This is a genomic window from Methanolobus sp. WCC1, assembly GCF_045690315.1.
Lineage (GTDB): Archaea > Halobacteriota > Methanosarcinia > Methanosarcinales > Methanosarcinaceae > Methanolobus > Methanolobus tindarius.
Genome location: NZ_CP146979.1, coordinates 2933749 through 2956294, shown reverse-complemented (window position 1 = coordinate 2956294; position 22546 = coordinate 2933749). Strand labels below are relative to the sequence as shown.

Annotated in this window: 22 protein-coding genes; 12 read left to right on the top strand and 10 right to left on the bottom strand. The window is 40.1% G+C overall.

Annotation, left to right across the window (positions count from 1 at the left end):
* Genes V7O61_RS14050 through V7O61_RS14040 form a run of 3 tightly spaced genes read left to right on the top strand, consistent with a single transcriptional unit; the run spans window position 1 to window position 2051 of the window.
* A complete protein-coding gene (locus V7O61_RS14050; RefSeq protein WP_288068589.1) occupies window positions 1-597 on the top strand; it encodes a methanogenesis marker 17 protein in 597 nt (198 codons plus the stop codon).
* Window positions 597-1535 (top strand): methanogenesis marker 7 protein, encoded by a 939-nt coding sequence (locus V7O61_RS14045; protein WP_407283267.1) that lies wholly within the window; start codon window positions 597-599, stop codon window positions 1533-1535. The genes V7O61_RS14050 and V7O61_RS14045 overlap by 1 nt, the downstream gene beginning before the upstream one ends.
* Window positions 1536-1583: 48 nt before the next feature.
* Window positions 1584-2051 (top strand): carboxymuconolactone decarboxylase family protein, encoded by a 468-nt coding sequence (locus V7O61_RS14040; protein WP_023845358.1) that lies wholly within the window; start codon window positions 1584-1586, stop codon window positions 2049-2051.
* Window positions 2052-2086: 35 nt separating this feature from the next.
* Here the strand turns inward: V7O61_RS14040 and V7O61_RS14035 are convergent, their stop codons facing one another.
* On the bottom strand, window positions 2087-3022 hold the full coding sequence (locus tag V7O61_RS14035; protein ID WP_407283268.1) for a presenilin family intramembrane aspartyl protease PSH: 936 nt from the start codon (window positions 3020-3022) through the stop codon (window positions 2087-2089).
* Window positions 3023-3170: 148 nt separating this feature from the next.
* Here V7O61_RS14035 and V7O61_RS14030 point away from each other — a divergent pair, with 148 nt between their 5' ends.
* The 3 genes from V7O61_RS14030 (at window position 3171) to fen (ending at window position 4963) form a co-directional block, all read left to right on the top strand.
* The gene (locus tag V7O61_RS14030; RefSeq protein WP_023845360.1) at window positions 3171-3494 is read left to right on the top strand and encodes a hypothetical protein; all 324 of its coding nucleotides are present in this window, start codon (window positions 3171-3173) and stop codon (window positions 3492-3494) included.
* 102 nt (window positions 3495-3596) lie between these two features.
* A complete protein-coding gene (locus V7O61_RS14025; RefSeq protein ID WP_023845361.1) occupies window positions 3597-3911 on the top strand; it encodes a hypothetical protein in 315 nt (104 codons plus the stop codon).
* Between the two features lie 35 nt (window positions 3912-3946).
* Entirely contained in the window at window positions 3947-4963 is a 1017-nt protein-coding gene (fen, locus tag V7O61_RS14020) for a flap endonuclease-1 (protein WP_288068598.1), read from the top strand.
* Window position 4964: 1 nt separating this feature from the next.
* Here fen and V7O61_RS14015 read toward each other — a convergent pair whose 3' ends face one another.
* From V7O61_RS14015 to V7O61_RS14000, 4 genes are all read right to left on the bottom strand, one after another.
* A complete protein-coding gene (locus V7O61_RS14015; RefSeq protein WP_407283269.1) occupies window positions 4965-5621 on the bottom strand; it encodes a hypothetical protein in 657 nt (218 codons plus the stop codon).
* Window positions 5622-5673: 52 nt separating this feature from the next.
* Entirely contained in the window at window positions 5674-7221 is a 1548-nt protein-coding gene (gpmI, locus tag V7O61_RS14010) for a 2,3-bisphosphoglycerate-independent phosphoglycerate mutase (RefSeq protein ID WP_407283270.1), read from the bottom strand.
* Between the two features lie 47 nt (window positions 7222-7268).
* Window positions 7269-8705 carry an MATE family efflux transporter gene (locus tag V7O61_RS14005; protein ID WP_407283271.1) on the bottom strand — a complete coding sequence of 479 codons (1437 nt, stop codon included), beginning with the start codon at window positions 8703-8705 and terminating at the stop codon, window positions 7269-7271.
* A 125-nt stretch (window positions 8706-8830) separates the two neighbouring features.
* Entirely contained in the window at window positions 8831-9160 is a 330-nt protein-coding gene (locus V7O61_RS14000) for a hypothetical protein (protein WP_023845365.1), read from the bottom strand.
* Window positions 9161-9344: 184 nt separating this feature from the next.
* Here V7O61_RS14000 and msrB point away from each other — a divergent pair, with 184 nt between their 5' ends.
* Window positions 9345-9764 carry a peptide-methionine (R)-S-oxide reductase MsrB gene (gene msrB, locus V7O61_RS13995; RefSeq protein WP_288068607.1) on the top strand — a complete coding sequence of 140 codons (420 nt, stop codon included), beginning with the start codon at window positions 9345-9347 and terminating at the stop codon, window positions 9762-9764.
* 28 nt (window positions 9765-9792) lie between these two features.
* Here the strand turns inward: msrB and V7O61_RS13990 are convergent, their stop codons facing one another.
* Window positions 9793-10209: a hypothetical protein gene (locus tag V7O61_RS13990; protein ID WP_023845367.1), complete on the bottom strand. Its 417-nt coding sequence runs from the start codon at window positions 10207-10209 to the stop codon at window positions 9793-9795.
* Between the two features lie 117 nt (window positions 10210-10326).
* Between V7O61_RS13990 and V7O61_RS13985 the strand changes: the two genes are divergently transcribed.
* Entirely contained in the window at window positions 10327-10614 is a 288-nt protein-coding gene (locus V7O61_RS13985; RefSeq protein ID WP_023845368.1) for a DUF1294 domain-containing protein, read from the top strand.
* Between the two features lie 9 nt (window positions 10615-10623).
* Here V7O61_RS13985 and V7O61_RS13980 read toward each other — a convergent pair whose 3' ends face one another.
* Window positions 10624-10983: a carboxymuconolactone decarboxylase family protein gene (locus tag V7O61_RS13980; protein WP_023845369.1), complete on the bottom strand. Its 360-nt coding sequence runs from the start codon at window positions 10981-10983 to the stop codon at window positions 10624-10626.
* A gap of 109 nt (window positions 10984-11092) precedes the next feature.
* On the opposite strand from V7O61_RS13980, the gene V7O61_RS13975 reads away from it, so the two are divergent.
* From V7O61_RS13975 to V7O61_RS13965, 3 genes are all read left to right on the top strand, one after another.
* Window positions 11093-11563: a GIY-YIG nuclease family protein gene (locus V7O61_RS13975; RefSeq protein WP_407283272.1), complete on the top strand. Its 471-nt coding sequence runs from the start codon at window positions 11093-11095 to the stop codon at window positions 11561-11563.
* 64 nt (window positions 11564-11627) lie between these two features.
* Complete coding sequence (locus tag V7O61_RS13970; protein ID WP_407283273.1) at window positions 11628-12668, top strand: DUF2278 family protein; 1041 nt, start codon at window positions 11628-11630, stop codon at window positions 12666-12668.
* A gap of 241 nt (window positions 12669-12909) precedes the next feature.
* Window positions 12910-13350 (top strand): hypothetical protein, encoded by a 441-nt coding sequence (locus tag V7O61_RS13965; protein ID WP_023845372.1) that lies wholly within the window; start codon window positions 12910-12912, stop codon window positions 13348-13350.
* 72 nt (window positions 13351-13422) lie between these two features.
* Here the strand turns inward: V7O61_RS13965 and V7O61_RS13960 are convergent, their stop codons facing one another.
* The 3 genes from V7O61_RS13960 to V7O61_RS13950 all read right to left on the bottom strand — a co-directional run bounded on the left by V7O61_RS13960 (window position 13423) and on the right by V7O61_RS13950 (window position 19103).
* Window positions 13423-16845: a nitric oxide reductase activation protein NorD gene (locus V7O61_RS13960; RefSeq protein WP_407283274.1), complete on the bottom strand. Its 3423-nt coding sequence runs from the start codon at window positions 16843-16845 to the stop codon at window positions 13423-13425.
* Between the two features lie 25 nt (window positions 16846-16870).
* The gene (locus V7O61_RS13955) at window positions 16871-17701 is read right to left on the bottom strand and encodes a CbbQ/NirQ/NorQ/GpvN family protein (RefSeq protein ID WP_407283275.1); all 831 of its coding nucleotides are present in this window, start codon (window positions 17699-17701) and stop codon (window positions 16871-16873) included.
* An 85-nt stretch (window positions 17702-17786) separates the two neighbouring features.
* The gene (locus V7O61_RS13950) at window positions 17787-19103 is read right to left on the bottom strand and encodes a Fic family protein (RefSeq protein WP_407283276.1); all 1317 of its coding nucleotides are present in this window, start codon (window positions 19101-19103) and stop codon (window positions 17787-17789) included.
* A gap of 589 nt (window positions 19104-19692) precedes the next feature.
* On the opposite strand from V7O61_RS13950, the gene V7O61_RS13945 reads away from it, so the two are divergent.
* Complete coding sequence (locus V7O61_RS13945) at window positions 19693-22542, top strand: cbb3-type cytochrome c oxidase subunit I (RefSeq protein WP_407283277.1); 2850 nt, start codon at window positions 19693-19695, stop codon at window positions 22540-22542.
* The last annotated feature ends 4 nt before the right edge of the window (window positions 22543-22546 follow it).

Below are 22546 nucleotides of genomic sequence, written 5' to 3'. Positions count from 1 at the left end.
ATGGAACCTCTTGAGACTTTCATTGTAGAGTCCACGATACCGGAGGAGGGAGATGCCTACAAAAGCATAGTTGCGGATATAATCACTGAACTGGTTCTTGGCGGTGCAATCGGAAGAATAAAAGTAAGAGTAAGACCAGAGGATTCCCTTTTTATGATGGCTATAATCCTCAGAGGCACACAGCCAACAGTAAAAGTATCTGATATGGGCAGCGTGGATGTTACTAACCATCTTACTAAAGAAGTCACAATTTCAATTGAACAGGAAAAATATCTTCCTCAATTACTCGAACAACTCTGGGCAAAATATGGACGTGCTGGTGTACGGCAGCCTGAAAGGAAGACCCTTATCCTTACAGCAGAGAATCTTGATGAAGAGGTAGAATTCCTGAGGAATCTCGTTGTTGCAGATCCTCAGAAGACTCTCCAGTCCAGACTTGTAGAAATGGCTATCCGTGCAACACCTGAGGGATTCAGGGTGCGTTATCATTCTATGGATAAGCATGTCTTTGTTTTTGCTGCAACAGAGGATATTCTCAAGAAAGAATGGATACAGGAAGCGCAGGATATTGCAGCGGAACTCCAGGAGGATGAATAATGGCAGCAGTTCTTGAACCATATATTTACGAGGGTGGAATTCACCAGCATACTCTCATCACCGAACTTCTGGAAGACCTAGGAGGCTATCTTATCCAGAAAGTTCCGGCAGCTACAGAAGTTACTCTTGTGATGCTTATCCCAAGAGACGATGTTCATCTCATCGAAGAACTTGGAAAGAAACTCCTTGGCAAGCTGGAACGTGCACCTCTCACAGGAACTGAGATCGCTGTAGTTTCTCCTACTCTTGCATCCCATCACCTACCACATTCTGCCTGTGATGTTGCAGAATTTATGCGCAGAGGTGGTGCAAATACCAATATGCTCGGTCTTGCAAGAGGCATGGGCAGAAGGGTCTCACTTTCTGATAACTACGAGAGGAAACTCATTAATGAGCACGACCTTGCTGTATTCTCATTTGGTACTTTTGCAGATTGTATCAAGAACAAAAAACCAAAGCTTCTTGAAGGTGTAACAGTTCCAAAGATCGTTGCCGGAGGTCCTCTCAACGTAAAGACCGAGGAGGTAGTTGGTGCTGATCTCTATGTTGGCGGTATCGGCAGGGTTGCCCATCGTCTGAGAAAACCGGGAGAACTTGGTTCACTTGACAACCTGCTTGAGAAGGTTGTGGAAGTCGTTGAAAAGATGCGTGAGGATCTTGCAAAGGATCCGCTTGCAGTGCTCCCCCCAAGGGTTATGAAAGAAATACATGAACAGATACCTGAGATATTTGATGTATTCTCTCCTGCACCGGTGACACTTCAGCTTGATGGATTGCGTGTGAAACTTCCATATGATGAGTTCCATGAAAGAGTGGAGAATCTTGAATTTGATGAAGGTGTGAGACTTTCTGATATGGCAAGTATCACAAAATCCCGTATGAAAAATTATATATTGGTCAAGATCAAACGTGAATCTGAGGTCGGATTCACTGCTTAAATTTTGATTAAAAACGTTTGTTATGTTTGAAACTTATCCGGGGTTATTATGGAACTTGAAAAAATCAAAGAGCTTCTTGACAAAGAGCCAGAAGATGCTGTAGATGAAATTCTGGCTGATGTTGAGAAAAGGTATGGAGAAATTCCCTATATTACTAATTTTATGAAGGATATGCCGGAAATTTTCATATCAAGAATGATCTACGAGAACAGTGTTATGCGTGAATTCAAACGTATGGACCCTAAGACCGTGGAACTTATCAGCATTGCAGTGGCATCGGCACTTCGTTGTGAGCACTGCCTGAAGACCCATGTAAGGGTTGCAAAAAGACTTGGTGTTTCTAAAGAGGAGATATTTGATTCTGTCCTCATAGCCAGTAGTGTTTCAACAGCAGCTGTCCTTGCAGAAGGAACTCGTTCTGTAGACAATGCTTTTGCTGACGAGGAACAAGGTGTGCCCTCATCTGCAAACTGTTCAATATGTAATATTAATTCAGAACTTCCTGAGGAAGACTGAGTTATTTTTTTCTCTAAATAAATCTAAAAATAAGATTAGTAGAGCGGTGCTCCGCTGAGCAGCACTCCAGCTAAATATCCCAGTATGACTCCACTGTTAAGGAATGGGAGACCAGCCTGTGGTTTTCCTTTCATGACCAGTATTGTCAGAGCCATGAATCCTATGATTGTTCCTATCATTGCACCAAGGGCAGGATAGGATATGAATCCAATTGATGCAATTGTAATGTTCTGTTCAAGAGCTTTCTGCACAAGGAACACATTTGCAGAAACAACCAGGATTGTTGGCATTATAGCATCTCCAAGTCCCATGAAGAATGCTTCTTTTTCCTTTCCTTCTTCCTTGTTGAGTGAGTCCTCAATGAATGAGTACTTCAAGTGTTTTGGAATCACAAAAAGGATTGGAAGGTGAAGGTCCATTACTCCTTCTGCAAGGTCTATCATATGCTTTGTCTTGTAAACGGAAATTGCGTCATAGACCGCAAGCAGCGTCAGAAGTACAATAACCGGCAGGATTGACAGTGATATCCCAAATATAGCACTTGCTCCGGCTCCGATGATAAGTCCTACTATGTCAATGACATACCATTCCGGGAATTTGTAGAGTAGTATCGTGAGTATGGCAGCCACAAGACCTGATACAATGTTGTTTGTCATGACTGATATATCAACAAGTGACAGCAGTGCATAGAAGACATAGTACATAGTGGCCCCTACAGCCAGCAGAATTACTAACTGTATCACCCATTCCATATTCTTTTTGATAGCCAGTAGCAAAAAGCCAGTGAACACAAGAATTAAGCCTATGTAATAAATGGCATTTGAAGTCGAGTCTGGGTCTTCAAAAGCCTGCATGTCATTTGCATTCATTGGCGCAGCCAGAAGCAGCGCCGTAATCTGTACTACCAGTATAATCCCCGCCATTACAAGCATTGGAACGTAATCTTTGATTACCGTCTTTTCAGAACTCAACTCAGCAACTCCAAATATATAAATCATTGAATATTATATAATTATGTATAGTAAATACTCTGTTCAGTATTTAAGTAATTCTCTTTAAAAAAGTAAAGTTAAATAATATAAATAGCAAAACAGCTCATATTAAGAAAGAGGGAACAGAATGGAAACCAGAGATCTAATATTCTCAGTTGTAATGGTTGTGTCTTCGTTTGTACTTACTTACGAATGGCTTGGCAGATTTAAATACAGTCCTGCAAATGCTTTGATTATACTTTCTGCAATGGTAATGGTTGGTGCGCTGGCAGGCATGATCCTTTTAGTAGATATGCGTCTGCGTAAGATCGATAATATGCTTGAAGCAAAAGAGCGCTCTTTAAGAATCAATGTTCAGAGTGTTGAAAATAACCTTGACGCACGTATGAATGAAGTTCTTATCAAGATGGATGATGTAATGGATTCAATGGACAGGAGAAGGTACAGGTAATTTACTATCATTATGATGATACTATTTTAAGTTCCGAAAACCATATTAACTAGGTTGTAGTAGATTGATGAGAAATATTTTCTATCTATAAGAGGTGCGTATATGCGCATTAATTTAGAACCTATTGGTATTATCAAAAAAGCCGGGAAATGTTCTGAGATTCTTATCTACTCTGACTTTGAGCAGCTTGTGAAGAACATGATGTCAAAGTTAAGCAAGGATGAGACTGATCAGCACAGTCTTGTGGTGGTACACAAAAACAGAGATACAAACGATATCCACCAGGTACAGATTACTAAAACACATCTAATTGACAGGGTAGGAAATATCCTTAAAGTCGGAAAGATCGATGCAAATGATGATTCTGTTATCGATGTAAGACTTGAATGCAATGGATTTATAACAACTGAAGCCTGAAAAAAGGTTTCATTATCAAAATTATACGATTCTTCATGGGTGTTGATATAGGAGATCTCCTTCAGAGGAGAACGATTGAAGTATCTGACCTTTCATTAAATACAGTGGCTATAGACGCCTTTAATACACTTTATCAATTCTTAAGTATTATCCGACAGAGGGATGGCACTCCCCTGAAAGATTCTCAGGGCAATGTTACATCGCACCTGTCTGGCATTCTTTACAGGATGACCAACATAGTTGAAGCTGGAGTGAAACCTGTTTTTGTTTTCGATGGAAAGCCACCTGAGTTCAAATCTTCAACTATTCAGAAGCGTACTGAAGTCCGTGAGAATGCTAAGGCAAAATGGGCTGAAGCAAAGGAAAAAGGACTTGCTGAAGAAGCATACAAATATGCCCAAGCATCTGCCAAAGTTGATGCGACAATTGTTGAGGACTCAAAGAAACTACTGGCTGCAATGGGTATTCCTTATGTTGATGCTCCTTCAGAAGGTGAAGCACAGGCAGCTTACATGGTTAAAAAAGGAGATGCAGACAGGATAGCGTCTCAGGATTATGATTCACTGCTTTTTGGTTCCCCTAAAGTTGTCAGGAACCTCACAGTTTCAGGTAAGCGAAAACTCCCAAAGAAGAACATCTATGTGGATGTTAAACCTGAACTCATTGACCTTCAGGAAAATCTGGATGAACTGGGAATTGACCAGTCACAACTTATTGATATTGCTCTTTGTGTAGGTACCGATTATAATGATGGTATCGAGGGAGTTGGTCCGAAGACTGCTCTTAAGCTTGTAAAAGAACACGGAAATATAGAGAGAATTCTACAGGAAAAAGGTCTGGAAATCGAGAATCTTGATGGGATAAAAGAGTTTTTCAAATCCCCTCCGGTGACCAATGATTATTCCCTCAAATGGAACAAACCGAATTCTTCAGAGGTAATTGATTTTCTCTGCACAGAACACGATTTCTCAGAGGATAGGGTTACAAAGGCTCTGGAACGCCTCGAAGCTTCATCAGGAAGCGGCCAGAGTACCCTTGACAAATGGTTCTAAACTAGTTTTCATTATTACTTGCCCGGATGAATAAAATCTGGTTTCCATAATTGGATGTAATGGCCTCTATTTTCCATGCCGGATAGTATGTTTTTTCTCCTATTTGCATACCATAATTGTCAAAAAGCCCAAAATAAACAAGTTCCAGACTCTGAATTTTCACTCTTCCAAGTGCTGACATGGGATAATTCCCTTCAGAAAGTGAGAACTCTCCATTTTTTAATTCATCCATAATGTAATCTTCGGATTTTTCTATTTTTGAGTCACCTAAAACTTCTAAATTTCCTGCAATGGTTTCACTTTCTTGTATAGAATCACTGTTTATTACAAAATAAATTTCATCATCATTTATGTTTGAAATATTCGCAGAGTCTGAAAAATTGATTTTCAAAATAGCAGTTGAACTATTTCCTTTGTAAACAGGTAGGTTGCTGTCAGGTAATCGAGGTATTTCTGTTTCAAGGGTAATTCTCTGGTTTTGTGAGATAGCCCATAATTGACCTACTTTAATAAGAGGTGAATATGACAATGGCAAGTCTTCTTTCATTTCATCATATGTAGGGTAATAATCAAAATGTGCATACAATGTATCGAAAACTAAAAGAAGTATTATGAAACTGATAATCAGTCTGACTGCTGTTATCCCTTTTGTTCCCACATTCCCACCTGAATAATAAAGAGGTATTTACAACATAATATTTATGGTTATATTATTTACTTTTTTTGATAAGTGAAACTCCTGTCATCTCGGCAGGCTGTTCTATTTTCATAATCTCAAGCATTGTTGGTGCAAGGTCGGAAAGCTTTCCATCCTTAAGTTTTGCTCCTTCCGGACCATTTACAAGAAGACATCTTACAGGATTTGATGTGTGTGCAGTGTGTGGCTTGCCGGTATTATAATCAATCATCTTCTCGGCATTACCGTGGTCTGCTGTTATAAGTGCAGCTCCATTTTGTTCGATAATTGCATTGATGATTTTTCCAACACATTCATCCACAGCTTCGATTGCTTTGATAGCCGCATCCACGATTCCGGTGTGACCAACCATATCCATGTTGGCAAAGTTGAGAATTATGGCATCATACTTGCCGGACTGTATCTTTTCCACAAGTTTCTCTGTAACTTCGTATGCACTCATTTCAGGTTTAAGATCATATGTTGCAACATCAGGTGAAGATACAAGACATCTGTCCTCTCCTTCATTCTCCTTTTCCACGCCGCCGTTGAAGAAGAATGTAACATGAGCATACTTCTCAGTTTCAGCTATACGGAGCTGTTTTTTGTTATTCTTGCTGAGGACTTCACCAAGTGTGTTAGTAATGGTCTCTGGTGGGTATGCTATTGGAATATCCAGATTCTCATCATATTCAGCCATACAGGTGTAGTGAACTTCTGGCTTTACTTTTCTCTCAAAACCATCAAAATCATCGTTCACAAATGCATATGTCATCTGTCTTGCCCTGTCAGGACGGAAATTGAAAAAGATAACTGAATCTCCATCTTTTACGGTTGCAAGAGGTTTCCCATCAGCATCTGTTATGACAGTTGGCTTTACAAACTCGTCATTTCCGCCCCTTTCGTAAGCCATATTTACTGCTGAAACAGCGTCATCTGCAAGGATACCTTCCCCAAGTGTTAGTGCATCGTATGCCAGTTGTATACGGTCCCAGCGTTTGTCACGGTCCATTGCATAATATCTGCCGCTTACAGTTGTAGTCTTTGCAATGCCTGTGCTCTTGCAGAATTCCTCATGAGCTTTCATGTCTTCAAGTGCAGTCTGAGGTGGCACGTCTCTGCCATCAAGGAATGTGTGAATGTAAACTCTTTCAACACCTTCTTTCTTTGCCATTTCCACAAGTGCTCTCATGTGGTCCATGTGACTGTGAACACCTCCGTATGAGAAAAGTCCCATAAGGTGCAGTGCAGAGTTATTTTTTTTCACATTTTCCATGGATTCAAGCAAAACCTGATTTTTGAAAAAAGAACCTTCTTTTATGTCTTTGTTAATGCGTGTAAGATCCTGGTAGATTATTCTTCCAGCTCCAATGTTCAGGTGTCCAACTTCTGAGTTTCCCATCTGTCCTTCAGGAAGTCCAACGCCCTCTCCTGAAACCTGTAGTAAGCATGAAGGATATTTTTCCACAAGAGAATCAAGCACCGGGGTATTTGCAGTCATTACTGCATTTCCTTTCTCTTCGGTAGTGTAGCCCCAGCCATCAAGTATCATAAGTAAAAGCGGTCCATTCTCATATGACATGAATCCTGAATTGTCCCGATTCCTTTTAAATGCATTGTATCGGCTAATCAGGAGCCATTTTCAAGCCTTGTAAGAATCTTAAATTCTCTCAACACCAACATGAATGTGAGCAAAAATGAAAGGCTGTCTGATAGTGGAAATGCCATCCATACACCAGTAAGCTGGAAAAAGTGTGGAAGAATGATCACCAGGGGGATAAGGAACAATAATTGTCTGCTCATGGCAAGGAAGAAGGATGGTAATGCTTTTCCTATGGCCTGGTAGAGTGAAGCTCCTACAACCTGAAAACCCACCAGTGGGAGTGCAAGTATCATTATTCTGGTGGCAGATGCTCCTGATGATATCAGTTGCTGATCTGAAGTAAATATGCCAAAAAGCTGTCCCGGAAATACAAGGAGTACAATGAAACCAGCCACAGCCATAGTAGTAGTTACCATTATGGAGAGTTTCACTGATTCCATTACCCTGGAAAAGTTTCTGGCTCCATAGTTGAAACCAACGATTGGTTGCAGTCCCTGAACTATACCGTACATCGGCATGAATGTGAACATGAAAAGACGGTTTACAACACCAAAAATTGCAATTGCAACATCTCCTCCGCCATATATCAGTAGTATATTATTCAGCACAATAACCACAAGACTGCTTGATGCGTTTCTTGCAAGAGGTCCCATTCCTATGGAAATACTTTCAAAGGCAATATCAAATCTCGGTATGAGATTCTTCAAACGGAAACGAAGACTGGAGTTTCCCGAAGCAAAATACCATATAAGGAATAAGGCTCCTGTAGCCTGTGCAAGAATTGTTGCAATAGCTGCACCTTTTACTCCAAGTCCGAAACCATGCAGGTATAATGGCTGGACTGTGGTTCCCAGTTTATCTGCAAGGAAATTAAATTCAATGTATCCTGACTTGAAAATAAACAACGGATCAAGTATGACATTTACTAGGGCCGAGATAAGCATTGTGTACATTGCAACTTTGGCATTTCCCTCGGAACGCACAACATTGTTCATGGCGAGTGCAAACATGAAAAACCCTGATCCATGCAATATCACTGTCATGTATTCGGTGGCATAAGGTAAAATAGTGTCAGTTGCTCCGAATAATTTCAGAAGCGGCGTAAGATAAATACTACCTGCAATTATGATAAATAAACTCATAATAAGGACAAGTGAGAGTACGTTTCCCATTACGTTCTCTGCTCTTTCCTGATTTCCTTCACCAAGACTTCGGGATATCATGGAAGCTCCGCCAATTCCAATGGCAAGTGCAATAGCCATGATGACCATCATTATCGGGAAAGCTATAGATATTCCGGCAATTCCCTGAACACTGTTCTCTCCAAGGGCCTGACCTACAAAAACAGTATCTACTATATTGTAAAGGGCCTGTACCAGCATTCCCACTGTAGCAGGTGCGGATAATTTGAAAAGGAGTTTACCTATGCTTTCATCAGCTAAGAGTTTACTTCGTTCGTGCAATGAGCATGCCTTCTTCCCGAAAAGGGATGCAACTAATAGGTGAAATAGGTGTATTTATCCCTTTTCTTACGCTTTTTCTGATGATTTTATTTCAGATTTATTGGGAAGATCATCCTTAAAATGGCTTATGCAGTCCTTATGTGTTTGAGCATCAGATTAAACATAAGCAAGAGGTTGCTTTCAAAGAAAATGATTTCACCGTTTCTTCTATCCCTGTTATTTGCCCTGAGAACAGTAAATTCAAGATCCTTTTCTGCTTCCATACGAATTCTTGAAAAAGGATCCAGATTTTCTTTTCTCTCCTCAGAGATTGCTCTTGCAACTGAAAAAGGATCGAGGTATTTGTTTACCCAGCAGTTGAGTTCACGGCTGTAACCAGTGGAAAGAGCCATGTTATTTATTCTCATTAATGCTGTCTGCTTGTTGTCTTCATAGTAGTTAATCCAATCCGACATGTAATTTCCCCTGTGAGTTTACCCAAATATTGAACTCTAATTTGTGATCTTGTTCAACAGTATTTATTTTCTCAAAAATAATATTTATATTTATCTACTAAATCTCCTCTTTCTCTTCCTATTGCCTTCTTCACCACGATATCTTTTTATCTGATATCTACTCCATTTAAATGGGAGTTTAAATATGGCAGATAAGACGGCAGATGTGTCAGACACTATTGAAAAATCGGACGAGCAATGGAAAGAAATACTGACAAAAGATCAGTTCATAGTATTAAGACAAAAAGGCACAGAAGCAGCTTTTACTGGAAAATATTATGCGAATAAGGAAAAGGGTACCTATTTGTGTGCAGCCTGCGGTCAGGAACTGTTCAGTTCAGATGCAAAATACGATTCAGGTACCGGCTGGCCAAGTTATTTCAAACCGATTTCAGAGGATAAAGTCTCACTGAAAGAAGATAACAGTCATTTCATGAAAAGAACAGAAGTTGTCTGCAGCCGTTGTGGAAGTCACCTTGGTCATGTTTTTGATGACGGACCCGCACCCACCGGAAAAAGATACTGCATGAATTCTATTTCACTGGATTTTAAAAAAGAGGAGTAAAGTAATGTTCAGAGGTTTGCACCTCTGATTAGTTTACTGTTACTGTAAGAGTCATATCAGGAACATCAACAACACTGAATGTGTAAGTGCCGGTGTTCATGAAAGTGTAATCATATGTGTCGTGGACATACATTTCCTGGTCTTCAAAGAGCCCATCATCGCTTACAAGCACAAAAGTATTCTGTGGTTTGTAATTTGTCCATACAAGTGTGTCCCCTCTGTTTATTTCTATTTCAGAAGGTTTCATCATCCCATAGTATTCCATTCTGATACCATGGTCTACACCGTCCCCAACCACAGCAACTTCTTCAACATCATCTGCTGTTGTTTCCTCAGCATTTTCTTCTTCCATTGCAGTATCATCATCTGCAGTGTCGGCACATCCGCTGACAAGCACACCTGCAAGCATAAGTATTGTAATTAATATCAGCCACTTTTTTGTCATATTATACCACCCAGTTTCTGAGTTTTAGTTTAATTAAAAAAGCCGCCTTTTATCTCAGGCAGCGATTTTATATCCTGTTCCCGGAAAATTTATACGGCTTATAGTGAAATAAAGGCTATGGAAACATCCTTTATAATCCTTATGTATTTGCTGCTGGTAAATCTAATAGGATTTTACCTTATGTGGGCTGATAAAAGAAAAGCAAAAAAAGATGCTTTCAGGATTCCTGAAAAAACCCTGTTTACAATTGCGGTAATCGGTGGCAGTATAGGTTCTATTGCAGGGATGTATCGTTTTCGTCATAAGACAAAGCATAGCTCCTTTACAATAGGAATGCCTCTTATACTGCTAATTCAAATCTATGTTTTGATACGCTTTCTGCTTCCATTATACGCCTTAAATTGAGACGAAAGCTCAGAATTCCAGTCTCTCCATTTCTTTAAGGACTTCGGGGCTTAAATTAGTGAAATTCTGAATACCGCTGGTCCAGGCTGCTATCATCATGACGTCCTTTATTTCCTGTGCGGTTACTCCATATTTCTTCAGTCTCTGGAGGATCTTCACAGCACTTTTTGTTTTCTGATTTGAGCATGCAATTGCAAATACCAGAAGATGTTTCTGTTTCTTGGAGAGTCCACCTTCTTTTTCTTCCCAGACAGAACTATATAATCCGGCTACAGCTTCTGAGAAATCGTCATCCATCTTTTTTGCATAGGTCACAGCCCTTGGCTGGAAACCTTTCACATCTTTTGCTTCCTTTATTTCATCTGGCATTTATTCTTCCCTTCTTTTGATTTTGAATCTATGTTTTTTATAACCTTTAGATTTATCAATGAAGGTTTGGCAGGAAACAATTTAATGCTTTCTTTGCTCTTTCTTTAATATGCAGGATAAAAGGAATTTTCCGGATATTTCTGAAAAAGGTGTTTATTGTCTCATATTCAGAAATAGAAACTGCATTCTGGATGCAGGTAGCCTTAAAAAGATTGGATTTTCAAAAGGTTACTATATATATGTTGGTTCTGCACTTGGAAGTGGAGGTCTTAAAAGACTGAAACGACATGTGCTGCTATCATTAGATAAAAACAAAAAACCACGCTGGCATGTGGATTATCTTTCGGTTTCACAGGAATTTGAACTAATATCTGTGGTATATGCAATTACTGACAAACCGATTGAATGTGAACTTGCAGGAAAACTAAAATCCGTTTTTAACAATTCTATCCAGGGTTTTGGAGCAGGCGATTGCAGCTGTTCTTCTCATCTTTTTTACAGTAAAAAACGTCCTTTGTCTTTAATCAAAGATTCATTTAATACACCTGGATTGAAATTCAAAGTTGCACATTTTGTCTAGTGGTTCTGCAATCAGGAACTATTATGCGGAAAACTTTTAAATCAATTGCAGAATAAGTTCCATTATGTCTCTTGAAAATTATGGGATATTGAAAGGTAAACCAAAAGACTGCAAACGAGGAAAAGGCAGGAGTGCTCATTACCAGATTCTTGTTGATGATGGAAAAAATGAACACCGCATAGCTGTGAATATTAATTCGAAAGTTGCTCCTTCTGAATTGCTTTATTTTGCAGATGATAACTTCAGTCATCCTATAATTGAAAAGCTTGATTCTCTTGAAATGGGTTACAAAAGCCTTGACCGTTCATCAAGGGACCTGCGTTTAGATTATGTCCGTGGAGGACTTTTTGATACATCAAAAATGGTGCCGCTGGAATGTGATGTTCCTGGTCCGTCCAATGACCTAAATGAACTTATCCAGAAATATGTTGAGAAAGCTGCTGCTATGGATAACGGTATGCTCTATGCATTTGGAGAAAGATGGGGTCCGGAATCCTTTTTACCAGACAGTTTCTTTGGTTTCAGGCCAGGCAGTGGAATTCATGATATTCATATGAACCAGGGTAATTCTGAAAAGTGGCAGGATGATGATGCACCGTGCCAGGACGGAGGTCTGCTCATTCACTTACCGGAAGAAAACCGTTGGGTTGCTATTTTCCTGGCTTTCCAGTCACAGTGTTTCAATACGGATGACACGACCGGGCACTGTTTGCCTGATGTTCCTCAAAAAGTACCTGAAACCTCATCACAAACATGTGAGGTTGAAGAACCCGAGTCAACAGAGGCAGGTTCTGTACTGATAGTAGGGGCTCTTGTTAATCCGGAGGGAGTTGATTCCAGTAAAGAATCCGTGACACTTTTCAATGCTTCTCCAAAGACAGTTGATCTTGCAGGATGGTCACTTAAAGATGCATCAGGTCGTAAGTCAAACATTAAAGGCAAGATACGAGCAGGTTCGGGGACAAGAATATTGTTCTCCGGGAAGGGAGTTATTCTCTCAAACGGCGGTGGAACCATCAGCCTTTATGATAATCAGGGAACGCTCATGCATGAAGTGAAGTACAGCAGTAGAGAAGTCAGGTCCGGCTGGACTATTGTGTTCTGACCATTGCTGTTCATTTTCCGTTCCTCTTTTCTTATTTTATTTTTCTATTGTTCGTCTGGTTCATCTCAAATTTATATTTTTATGTCCAATTAAAAATATCCAACACTGTTTTATATTAAGCAACATATATTCAGAAAGTACAATCAAATTTACTTTCCTTGCTTTGATAAAATGAGAGTACGTTTGTTTGAATAGAATTCTGATGCAGCTGGTTAAAGGTTCAAACAGGAGAGATACAAAAATGACAGGACAATTAGAAAATACAGAACTTGCCGGAACAATGACTGCTGTACATAATGATATTATGGCACATATTGGTATTACTGATGCCCAGTTAGAGAAACTGATGAAGCTGTCCCAGGAAGAAGTGATTCTTGGAGCAAGTAAAGATATCACTTTCAAGCTTAATGTCAAAAATGGAAAAGGCCATCAGTCAGTTTCCCAGACAACAGCATGGGTTACAATTTCCGGTAGTTTTGAGATCACATCTCCTGACGAAGGCACCTGGGATATTGTTGTTAAAGACGGCAGTCATACTATCCTGAATAAAAAAGGTGTAAAGAAAGGTGACAAAATAAGTTTCAAGCACAAGACCGGTTTTAAAGCAAATATCTCACTCGATGTAACGTGGAGTGAAGCCAAAGACACAACTCTTGAAGCTAAGATCCACGCATCTTACTGAAGATGTTATTTTGGATATGTGGTATTTCCACATATCATTTTACTTCCTCTCTGTTTTCTTTTTCTATAATAATTATGTTGTCAGCCTCTTATACAAAAGCGGCAGCATTTCAGGCAGCATCAATACATCATCAATAATAGTATATCCAACATCGGAAAAGATGTTATTGAGATATTGTCCCGGGTTTTTATCCACCGTTATGCAGAAGAAATATATTCCACGATTTTGTCCTTCAGAGATTGCCATTCGGGTATCTTCCTGCGCAATGTCACCCTGATATGAATCTTCACCTCTGGCTCTGTCATATGGTTCACCGTCAGACAGCAATACCAGCATTTTAGTCCTTGCACCGGCCTTTTCCAGTTTCTTTATGGAATGGCGGATAGCTGGTCCAAGACGTGTGTTAGACTCAGAAGCCAGTATGCTCATTCTCTTTGCAACATTATCTGAGAATCTCTCATCGAATTCCTTGATCTTGAAATATTCTACATTATCCTTGCTTTTTCCGGAAAATGCATAGATTGCATACTTGTCACCAATACTCTCAAGCGCCTGGCTCATTATTATCAAAGCTTCTTTTTCAACATCAAGTATACTTCTGCCATCCATTCCAAGTATCTTGCGTGTGGAGGCGCTCACATCCATAAGGAAAAGGGTTGCAACATCTCTTTCCTGTTTATCCCACCTGATGTACATTCCTTCGTCAGGATTTGATCCACATCTTTTGGTAATCAGGGACTCAGTGTAAGCATCAATATCAATCTCAGTACCGTCGTTTTGTCCTTTCATCCGATGGAATGATTCCGGTTTCATAAGTCCAAATGTATGTTTGAGAAGTGCAATTTCATTCCCGTAACGTTCTAGCGTTTTTTTGTAGTGAGCAGTGTTTCCTCCGTGGGGTTCCATTTCATTAACAGTGCTCCACTCTGAGCGATAATCATTGATTGTGCTGTCCCACTCATCATACTTGTAACTGCCAAGCACCCGCCAGTTATTTTCAAGGGGTTGTGACGGCTTATCTGTTGCCTGTTCTTTTGGCCTGTCCTCCTCAGCAGTAAGATCTGATTCTGTCTCAGGAATAAAGTTCTTGATGATATCCTCTGATGGATTAGTCATCATAGGGTCAGTTTGTCCTGTTGCACTCACATCCATCCCACGATATTCAATGTTTTTTATCATCCTGTAGTCGATATCATCAAGTGATCCGAGTTTATCTTCCAGAGTACAGTATATTTCAAAAGCCAGTTCAAAGGTTGAAAAGGTGCTGGATTTAGTGGTGAATATCCTGTTTTCAAGCTCATCCTGAAGTCTATTCAGGATTTGATTCATAGTCTTGTCCAGTTCAAGTTTGGCTTTAGGAGTATGTCCTGTAGAGATCCATAACAACCCCTCCATGAATTTCTCAAGTTCATCTTCCGGTATTTCTCTCATTAAAAGCATCTGGTGGCGTACTTCTTCAAGGTCAGTACGCACTCCTCTGTAATGCTCCATTATCATATACTCAACACGCGCATCTTCCAGTATTCCAAATATGGTTGCAGCAAGTATCTGGTTTGGGAAAAGTGAGAGCATGTCCACAAGGTTGATGATTTTTCCATTTTCCTTATTTTCAGTAACTGCTGAGAGATATCTATTTCTAATACACTTTTCAAGTTCGGTTAGCTTTTGCGGGTCAGCATCCAGTGAACTGTAGCGTGCATGTCCAACTTCGTGCATCACACTGAGTTTATAGATCTTGAAATTATCGTCTATATTCTCGTAAACTCTCATCTTCGGTGCGAGATAGATTGTGTTACCTGCGATGATAGGATTCATTCCCTGAACTTCGACTTGTAAAGGTAAAGCTGCCATGGAACGTATTATGAAATTGCTTCCTGAAAGCCCGAGGGTATAATATCTCAGGACGTTGGCAACTTTCTTAAGAGCAACAGCACCTGTGAGTTCCTCAACAAGCTCTCTGGAACTTTTTGATTCAAGTGAAAAATAGGCTTTTCCTGCAGGTTCTTTTTCACTTGCTGCTTCAAGTCCTTTTAGAGTCCAGTCTTCCAGTTCTTCAATATCCAGCTTTTCAAGAAGAGTGGGAGAGTTCGCAAAAAAATCCAGTGCAAGGTTCCTGTCTTTTTCGTAAACCCTGGTTGCTATATTTGCCCATTTTTCAGCATTTTCAATTTTGTTTTTGTCTGCAAAGTTTCCAAGATTAGCAAAGAATGTGCTTGTAAGGGCTCCTTCTCTTTGAAGAAGTCTGTCAGCGATATTGAACGTTTCTTCGTGTAGTTGAGGTGGTACTTTTGATAAAGATATAACCGATTTTTCGTAGTATTCTCTGCCTCCATCCGGGTCTTGCAATGCGATTCCTTCACCAATCTCTGTCCAGATAATGAACATGTCCTTGCCAAGAATATTTGAGGCTTCAGATGCATTCTCAAAATAGCTTTCAAGGCATCCGGTCTGGATGTCTGCAAGTTTGATACCTGCATCTACAATTGCTGATCTCTTCTCAGCAGTTGTGTTTTCATATTTTCCAAGTGTGAAGACAGTTGATACAAAATTCCGAAGAACATCTTTGTTGTTGCTTAATTCCCTTGTTCCTCTGTCTATCCATTCCAATGCTTCGGAAAGTTCCAATGCACCAATATGCTGCGGATATGTTTTTAGAAAGTAACCGGCGCTTTTTTTGTCTTTGTCTGCAAGGCTACAGGTGGCATCAATTAGTCTTGTCAGCTTTGTGTCATCTGCTTTTTCCACAATTGTTACGGCATTTCTGAACAGTGCCATTGTGACGAGTTCTCCGCATTCCAATGTTTCTTTCATTGAAACAAGAATTGTTTTTCTTTTTTGAGCTGGAATATCGGTTAATATATTTTCTGTGATGTCAATTAGTTCAATTCCTGTAAGCCAGTGTATGCTGCTGATTTTCTCTACAATTTCGCAGTATGTTGAAAAGTCATCTTCATTTATTAGTAAATTCAGTTGTTCCAGATGTTCAAAATAAGCTTCTGCGACTTTTGTATTAATGTACCCTAGCTCACTTCCATAAGAAACCAGTTTTTGGAACCATTCAGGTTCTGTGATGACAACAACTTTACCAGTATGTTTGAAATAGGCTATTGCAATCCATTTGTTCTGGGATGATAGTTCTATTCCTTTCAGGGTCCACTTTTCAAGAAGTTCAAATTTGCCTTTATTAATTATGTCAAGTGAAGAATCAAAGAATCCTTCGCAGCATGACACACTAAGAAGGGATACCTTCTTTGCGAGCCCAAGCCAGTTGATGAACTCTCTTTTTCCAAGAACTTTGAATACTCCGGGTGCTGCTCCAATATAGGCAATAAGGACTCTCTGCCCTCTTTTTTTTGCTCCTTTTCCTGCATGGAGTATGATTTCCAGTGCATTGTCATCAAGATTGGAAAATTCTGTTGCAATTTCAGAAACCAGTGAACTTTCCAGTGATGGAAAATAGGATGATATAAGTCCTGTAATCTTTTCAGTACTCATTTATCCCCGCTATTCGATTTATTACTCATCCCATTATTGCGGCAATAATTTCATCAATGCTTTTCTGCAGGTCCTGGTTGTCAGTTATTGGCTGTGACATGGCAATACGGCAGGCTTCTTTTGCCTCGATTCCTTCCTGAATAAGTTTGCCAGCATAGATGAGCAGACGTGTACTGACTCCTTCTTCGAGTCCGTGGTGCTTGAAGTTCCTTATGCTTTGGCCTATCTCAACAAGCCTGGCTGCAGTTTGCTCGTCAACATGTGTCTCGTGTGCAACAATCTCTTTTTCCAGATCAGCAGGCGGATAATCGAATTCTACGGCAACGAATCTTTGTCTTGTGCTCTGCTTCATGTCCTTTACAATGCTCTGGTAGCCGGGATTATATGAAACAGAAAGCATGAATTCATCCGGTGCTTTGACAATTACTCCGAGTTTGTCAATTGGGATTATGCGCCTGTCATCGGTTAGCGGGTGAATGACTACTATAGTATCTTTTCTGGCTTCTACAACTTCATCAAGGTAGCAGATAGCACCGCTTTTCACTGCTTTTGTGAGAGGTCCGTCACTCCATTCAACGTTGTCACCTTTGATTAGGAATCTTCCCACAAGGTCAGTTGCTGTGAGGTCTTCATGGCAGGCAATTGTTATCAGAGGACGCTGTAATTTCCATGCCATGTACTCCATGAATCGTGTTTTTCCACAACCTGTCGGTCCTTTGAGGTTAACCGGAAGTTTGTTCCTGTAAGCGGCTATAAAGATTTCCACTTCGTTGCCTACTGGTACGTAATAAGGTTCTTCAGTTATCAGGTATTCATCAACCGGCAGTTCCTCGGATAAAGCGCATTTCATTGCCATAGCAATCCTCCTTTTATGGTAGTAACTATCCTTTTCTGGTTTAAATGTGCTGTGCAGGAAGTTTTGTGAGAGTCAACAGTTGGTTTTATTGTCCATGCCGTTCGTTGAAAATAAAAATGAATTCCTTTCCTGCTTTTATCTTTTTCAGATATCCAAGTTTTTCAAGATAAAACAGGTCATTTCTTGCTGTTGCATAGGCCACTCCGTAAGTACTCATGATGGTTTTGATGTTTATGGTCTTTTGCGGATGCTTCACAAACTCTTGGATGATTTGTAATTGGCGTGTATTGAGATTATCAGATTCTTCCAGTTTCTTCAGTGCAAGGTATTGTTCTTTCTGTTTCTCTTTAAGATATTTTTGGATATGTTCAAGTGATTCCATTATGGTGTTCAGGTTGAATCTGATAAAATAGGTAAGGTCTCCCAGTCCGTTATCTGAATCGAACATAAGGTCCGATTCTGCATACTGGTATGCCATTTTGTATTGTCTGCGTTTCTGGTAGATTAGACGTGAAACTGACATGTATTCAAAGAGCCAGTAATCTTTCCTGAGAACATACCAGTAAAAGAGGCTCCTTCCGGTTCGTCCGTTTCCATCATTGAACGGGTGTATGTAGTTAAGCAGGTAATGCAGGAGTATTCCCTTTATTATCGGGTGTACGAAATTGTTATTTCTGTCATTTGTAAAATCACAGAGAGCGTCTACGAGTTCCGGTATTTCACTGTGTTCCGGGGGAACATGAAGCACTTCTCCGTCGTTATCAAAAACACGGATTTCGTTGTTGTCCCTGAATGTACCTTCGTCTTCTTTGTCATCCAGAGTTCCGTATGTCATTCTTTTCTGTATCTCTAACAGAAGTTCAGGTGTAAGTTCCTCATTTTTGATCTTAAGGATGTATTTCATAGTGTTGTAATTATTGATGATCATCCTCTCGTCTTTATTCCGCGGACGCCTGTTCTCTCTTAGCATTTCCTTTGCAACCCTGCGTGATGGTGTTGCTCCTTCAATCTGGCTTGAAGCGATGGCTTCTTCCATTAGTGAGTTTAGTATGTATTTTTCCCTTGTATCGGATATTGCATCGATAGTGCTGGCGAGATTTCCTGCTGCGCCCTTATCCAGAATGTGAAGCTTTTCCTGAAAGTCATCAAGTATGTTGTAGTGGAGGCTGTATCTGCCAAAAACAATATTTCTGGATTTCATTATTCTGAAAAATTTCATAAGGTGCCAGATATATTCCGGTTTCACAGGAAGTTTGTCTTTTCTTCTGTTGACTTCTTCCCAGTGAAGATATCTTTCATTGTAGTCATTAACTATTTCCACGACTTCTTTATTATCGAGACTAAGAACAGCTTTTTGTTCTTCGCTTTCCGATAACTTCGGTGTTCTGGCTAACCTTTTCATATTATCAATATCTATCAATTTAATACATATTGATAGGTTTTGATATTAAATAATGGTATCTATCAATTTGATGGGAATTGATAGATTCTGATCGTTACTATCAATCAGCTGTATTAAGTCAGGCATACAAAAATTGTGTGGTAAAGCAGAAAGTATGTACTCTCCCGATAATCAAATTGCCTATGATTAATTCCAGTTCCAAACGCTGCTGTTATCTCAGATTAATATAACCTGCAGCTAACCCCATGACAAATATCATTGCGATATATAGGAGAATTACAAGCATAATTCCCATGGTGCTTGACTTGCCATTGTCATTCATGTGTACTATATAAATGGTATATAAATTAGTATATAAAGGTTGTTAATTTTGAATTAAGCCGAAAAATGTGAATCTTTTCACATTACATATAATCGCAGTTGTGCAAATATGCACATTTATTATTTATTTCATATTAATCGTTTTATATTTTGTACATGTCTTTAGGATTTATTTTATATACTATCGGTCTCCCAATTTAACAAGGAGATTAAAAGGGGTTGTTCTATTTGGAAAATTCTTTTTTTCTTCAGGGGAGGTATATAGTTAATGGGGTCTGACAGCAGTCTGCAGGAGGATGACGATCCGTCATCTCAAAATGAGCATAAGACAAATAATATAAAAGATGAACTTGCCGGAGATAAATTTCTGGAAGGCGACGATGCGGTAAAATACTGGTTCATAGGGTCATTATTATGGTTTCCTATATTTGCCACATTAGGATTTATACTTGCAATAAAATTCTTCCAGCCTTATTTCCTAGGTGATGCAGCTTTCCTTACATTTGGCAGGATAAGGCCTGCGCATGTTAACGGTGTACTTTTCGGATTCGTATCCTCGGGTCTGATAGGCAGTATGTTCTGGGCTATCCCGCGACTTGTGAATACTAAACTATATAGTTCCAGACTCGCTAAAATATCTGCTGTACTCTGGAACTTCGCTCTTCTGGTAGGAATAATGATGATTCTTTTCCTTGGTGATACTCAGGGAAGAGAATATGCAGAACTTCCATGGTCCATCGATGTTCTCATTATGTTTACATTGCTGCTGATTCTTTATAATATTCTATCCACTTTCGGACGCCGAACCGAGAAAAAACTCTATGTTTCCACGTGGTACTACACAGGTACATTCATCTGGTTTCCAATTGTTTATTTTGTAGGAAATGTCATGTGGAATCCACCATCCGGTGCACTTCAGGGGATTACAGATTCGATATTCAACTGGTACTATGGCCACAATGTTCTGGGACTCTGGTTCACCACCCTTGGAATAGCCACCTGGTATTATGCAGTTCCACGTATCATAAACAGACCACTTTACAGCCACCTTCTTTCGGTTATAAGTTTCTTCACTATCGCTTTCTTTTATACAGGTGTTGGAGGCCATCATCTGCTTCAGACAGCAATACCTGAATGGGTGAAGACAATCGCTGTTGTCATGAGCATTCTGATGCTTGTGCCTGTCATCACGTTCGCAGTGAACCTGGGCATGACTCTCCGGGGTTCCTGGGATACATTCACAAAGGATATTCCTTTCAGGTTTATTGTAACAGGTTTCTTCTTCTATGTTCTCACTTCCATCCAGGGAAGTTACCAGGGTCTGAGAAGCACAAATTCCTTCCTGCATTTCTCACAGTGGACAGTGGGGCATGCTCATCTGGCAATACTTGGAGGTTTTGGCTTCCTTGCAGTAGGAATGATGTACTGGCTAATTCCTAAGATAACAAGGACTAAGATATACAGTGACAGGCTCATGAGTATAAGCTGGTGGCTTGCACTCATAGGATTTACCGCTTTTTTCCTGTCCATGACAATAGCAGGACTGGTAGCCAATTCAGCATGGTTCCAGAACATCACAGTAGCTCCTGTACTAAAACTCCTGCAGTTCTGGTATGTTACCAGAGCTATGGGCGGTGGAATGGTTGTAGTGGCAGGATATGTTTTTGCATATAACACCCTGCTGACATTTACGCATTCTAAGGAGCCTCATGTTGAGGAGCATATCTTCAGTATATCTTCCGAACAAAGCTCCAGACCACATTCTGAATTACAAAGAAAATCCCAGCATTCCATAAGTATGCCAATTATAGTATTCGGAGGCCTGGGTCTTTTCCTTCTGATGACCTGGATGGTGGTTGCAATGCCAGCACTTAATCTTGATACCGTAAATGCCACGGATATGGCACATCCTTATACTGTAGAAGAAGCACAGGGAAGAGAACTCTATAAAGAAATGGGTTGTTTCTATTGTCATTCACAATTTGTAAGACCACAGGACTGGGCAATCGGAAGAATATCCGAACAGGGTGATTACTACTACGATTCACCTCATCTGCTGGGTACTGAACGTACAGGGCCGGATCTTTCCCAGATAGGAGGAATGAGACCTACCGGATGGCACTACCTGCATGACAGGGATGCAAGGACTACAAGTCCGAGTTCTATTATGCCACCATTCGAATTCCTCACAGACACCGGACTTGATCAACTGGTGGCATACATCCAGAACCTTGGAACGTACAACCTTGATGAGATGAGTTTCCATCCTGATGTTCCATATGAGTATCAGGATAAAGATCAACCTTATGCAAATTACATGTCTGCTGCCATGATGAATTACAATTCAAGTAACCAGACATATACAGGAGATAAGGCAACAGGTGAGGAATTTGCCACTGTATTTGAAGAAGGAAAGAAAACATATACAGAACGTTGTCTGGCATGTCACGGATGTTCCGGAAATGCCCAGGGTCCATATGCAAGACATGTTGTGACGCAGCCCGCAAATCTCCATGAAAGAATACTTAGCTATATGCCCGAACCTGGGGATCCTTATCACTTCTGGCGTGTAAGTGAAGGTGTTCCGGGTACAGCAATGCCAAGCTGGAAACTGAGCATGAACGAGACTGAAATCTGGAAGACGAATTTCTATGAGATGAGTTTTGCAACAGGTTCCATCAGGACAGTTAGCGGTGATGTATCCGATGCTGAAGCAATTACTTTCTCGAATGAGACTCACATTAAACCACCTATTGAGGGAACACAGGAAGAGTTTGCCACAGGACAGAAGCTCTTTAATCTGTACTGTTCCCAGTGTCACGGTGTTGGAGGACAGGGAGACGGTGTAGCCTCTATTTTGAGTTCAGGTGGATATATCAACCCGGAACCTGCAAATTTCACAGAATCTGGTGGTGATTTCCAGTATTATGGCCAGTATGTCTGGAAGGTAAAAGAGGGTGTGGAGACCACAAACATGCCTCCATGGAAGTATGCTCTCAGCGACGATGAAATATACATGACAATATTCTATATTCAGGATTTCGCCACAACAGACGACTACAATGCAAAATGGGGACCTTTGTATGAAGGCGAATATGCAAGAAATATGAGGAGCTGATGTT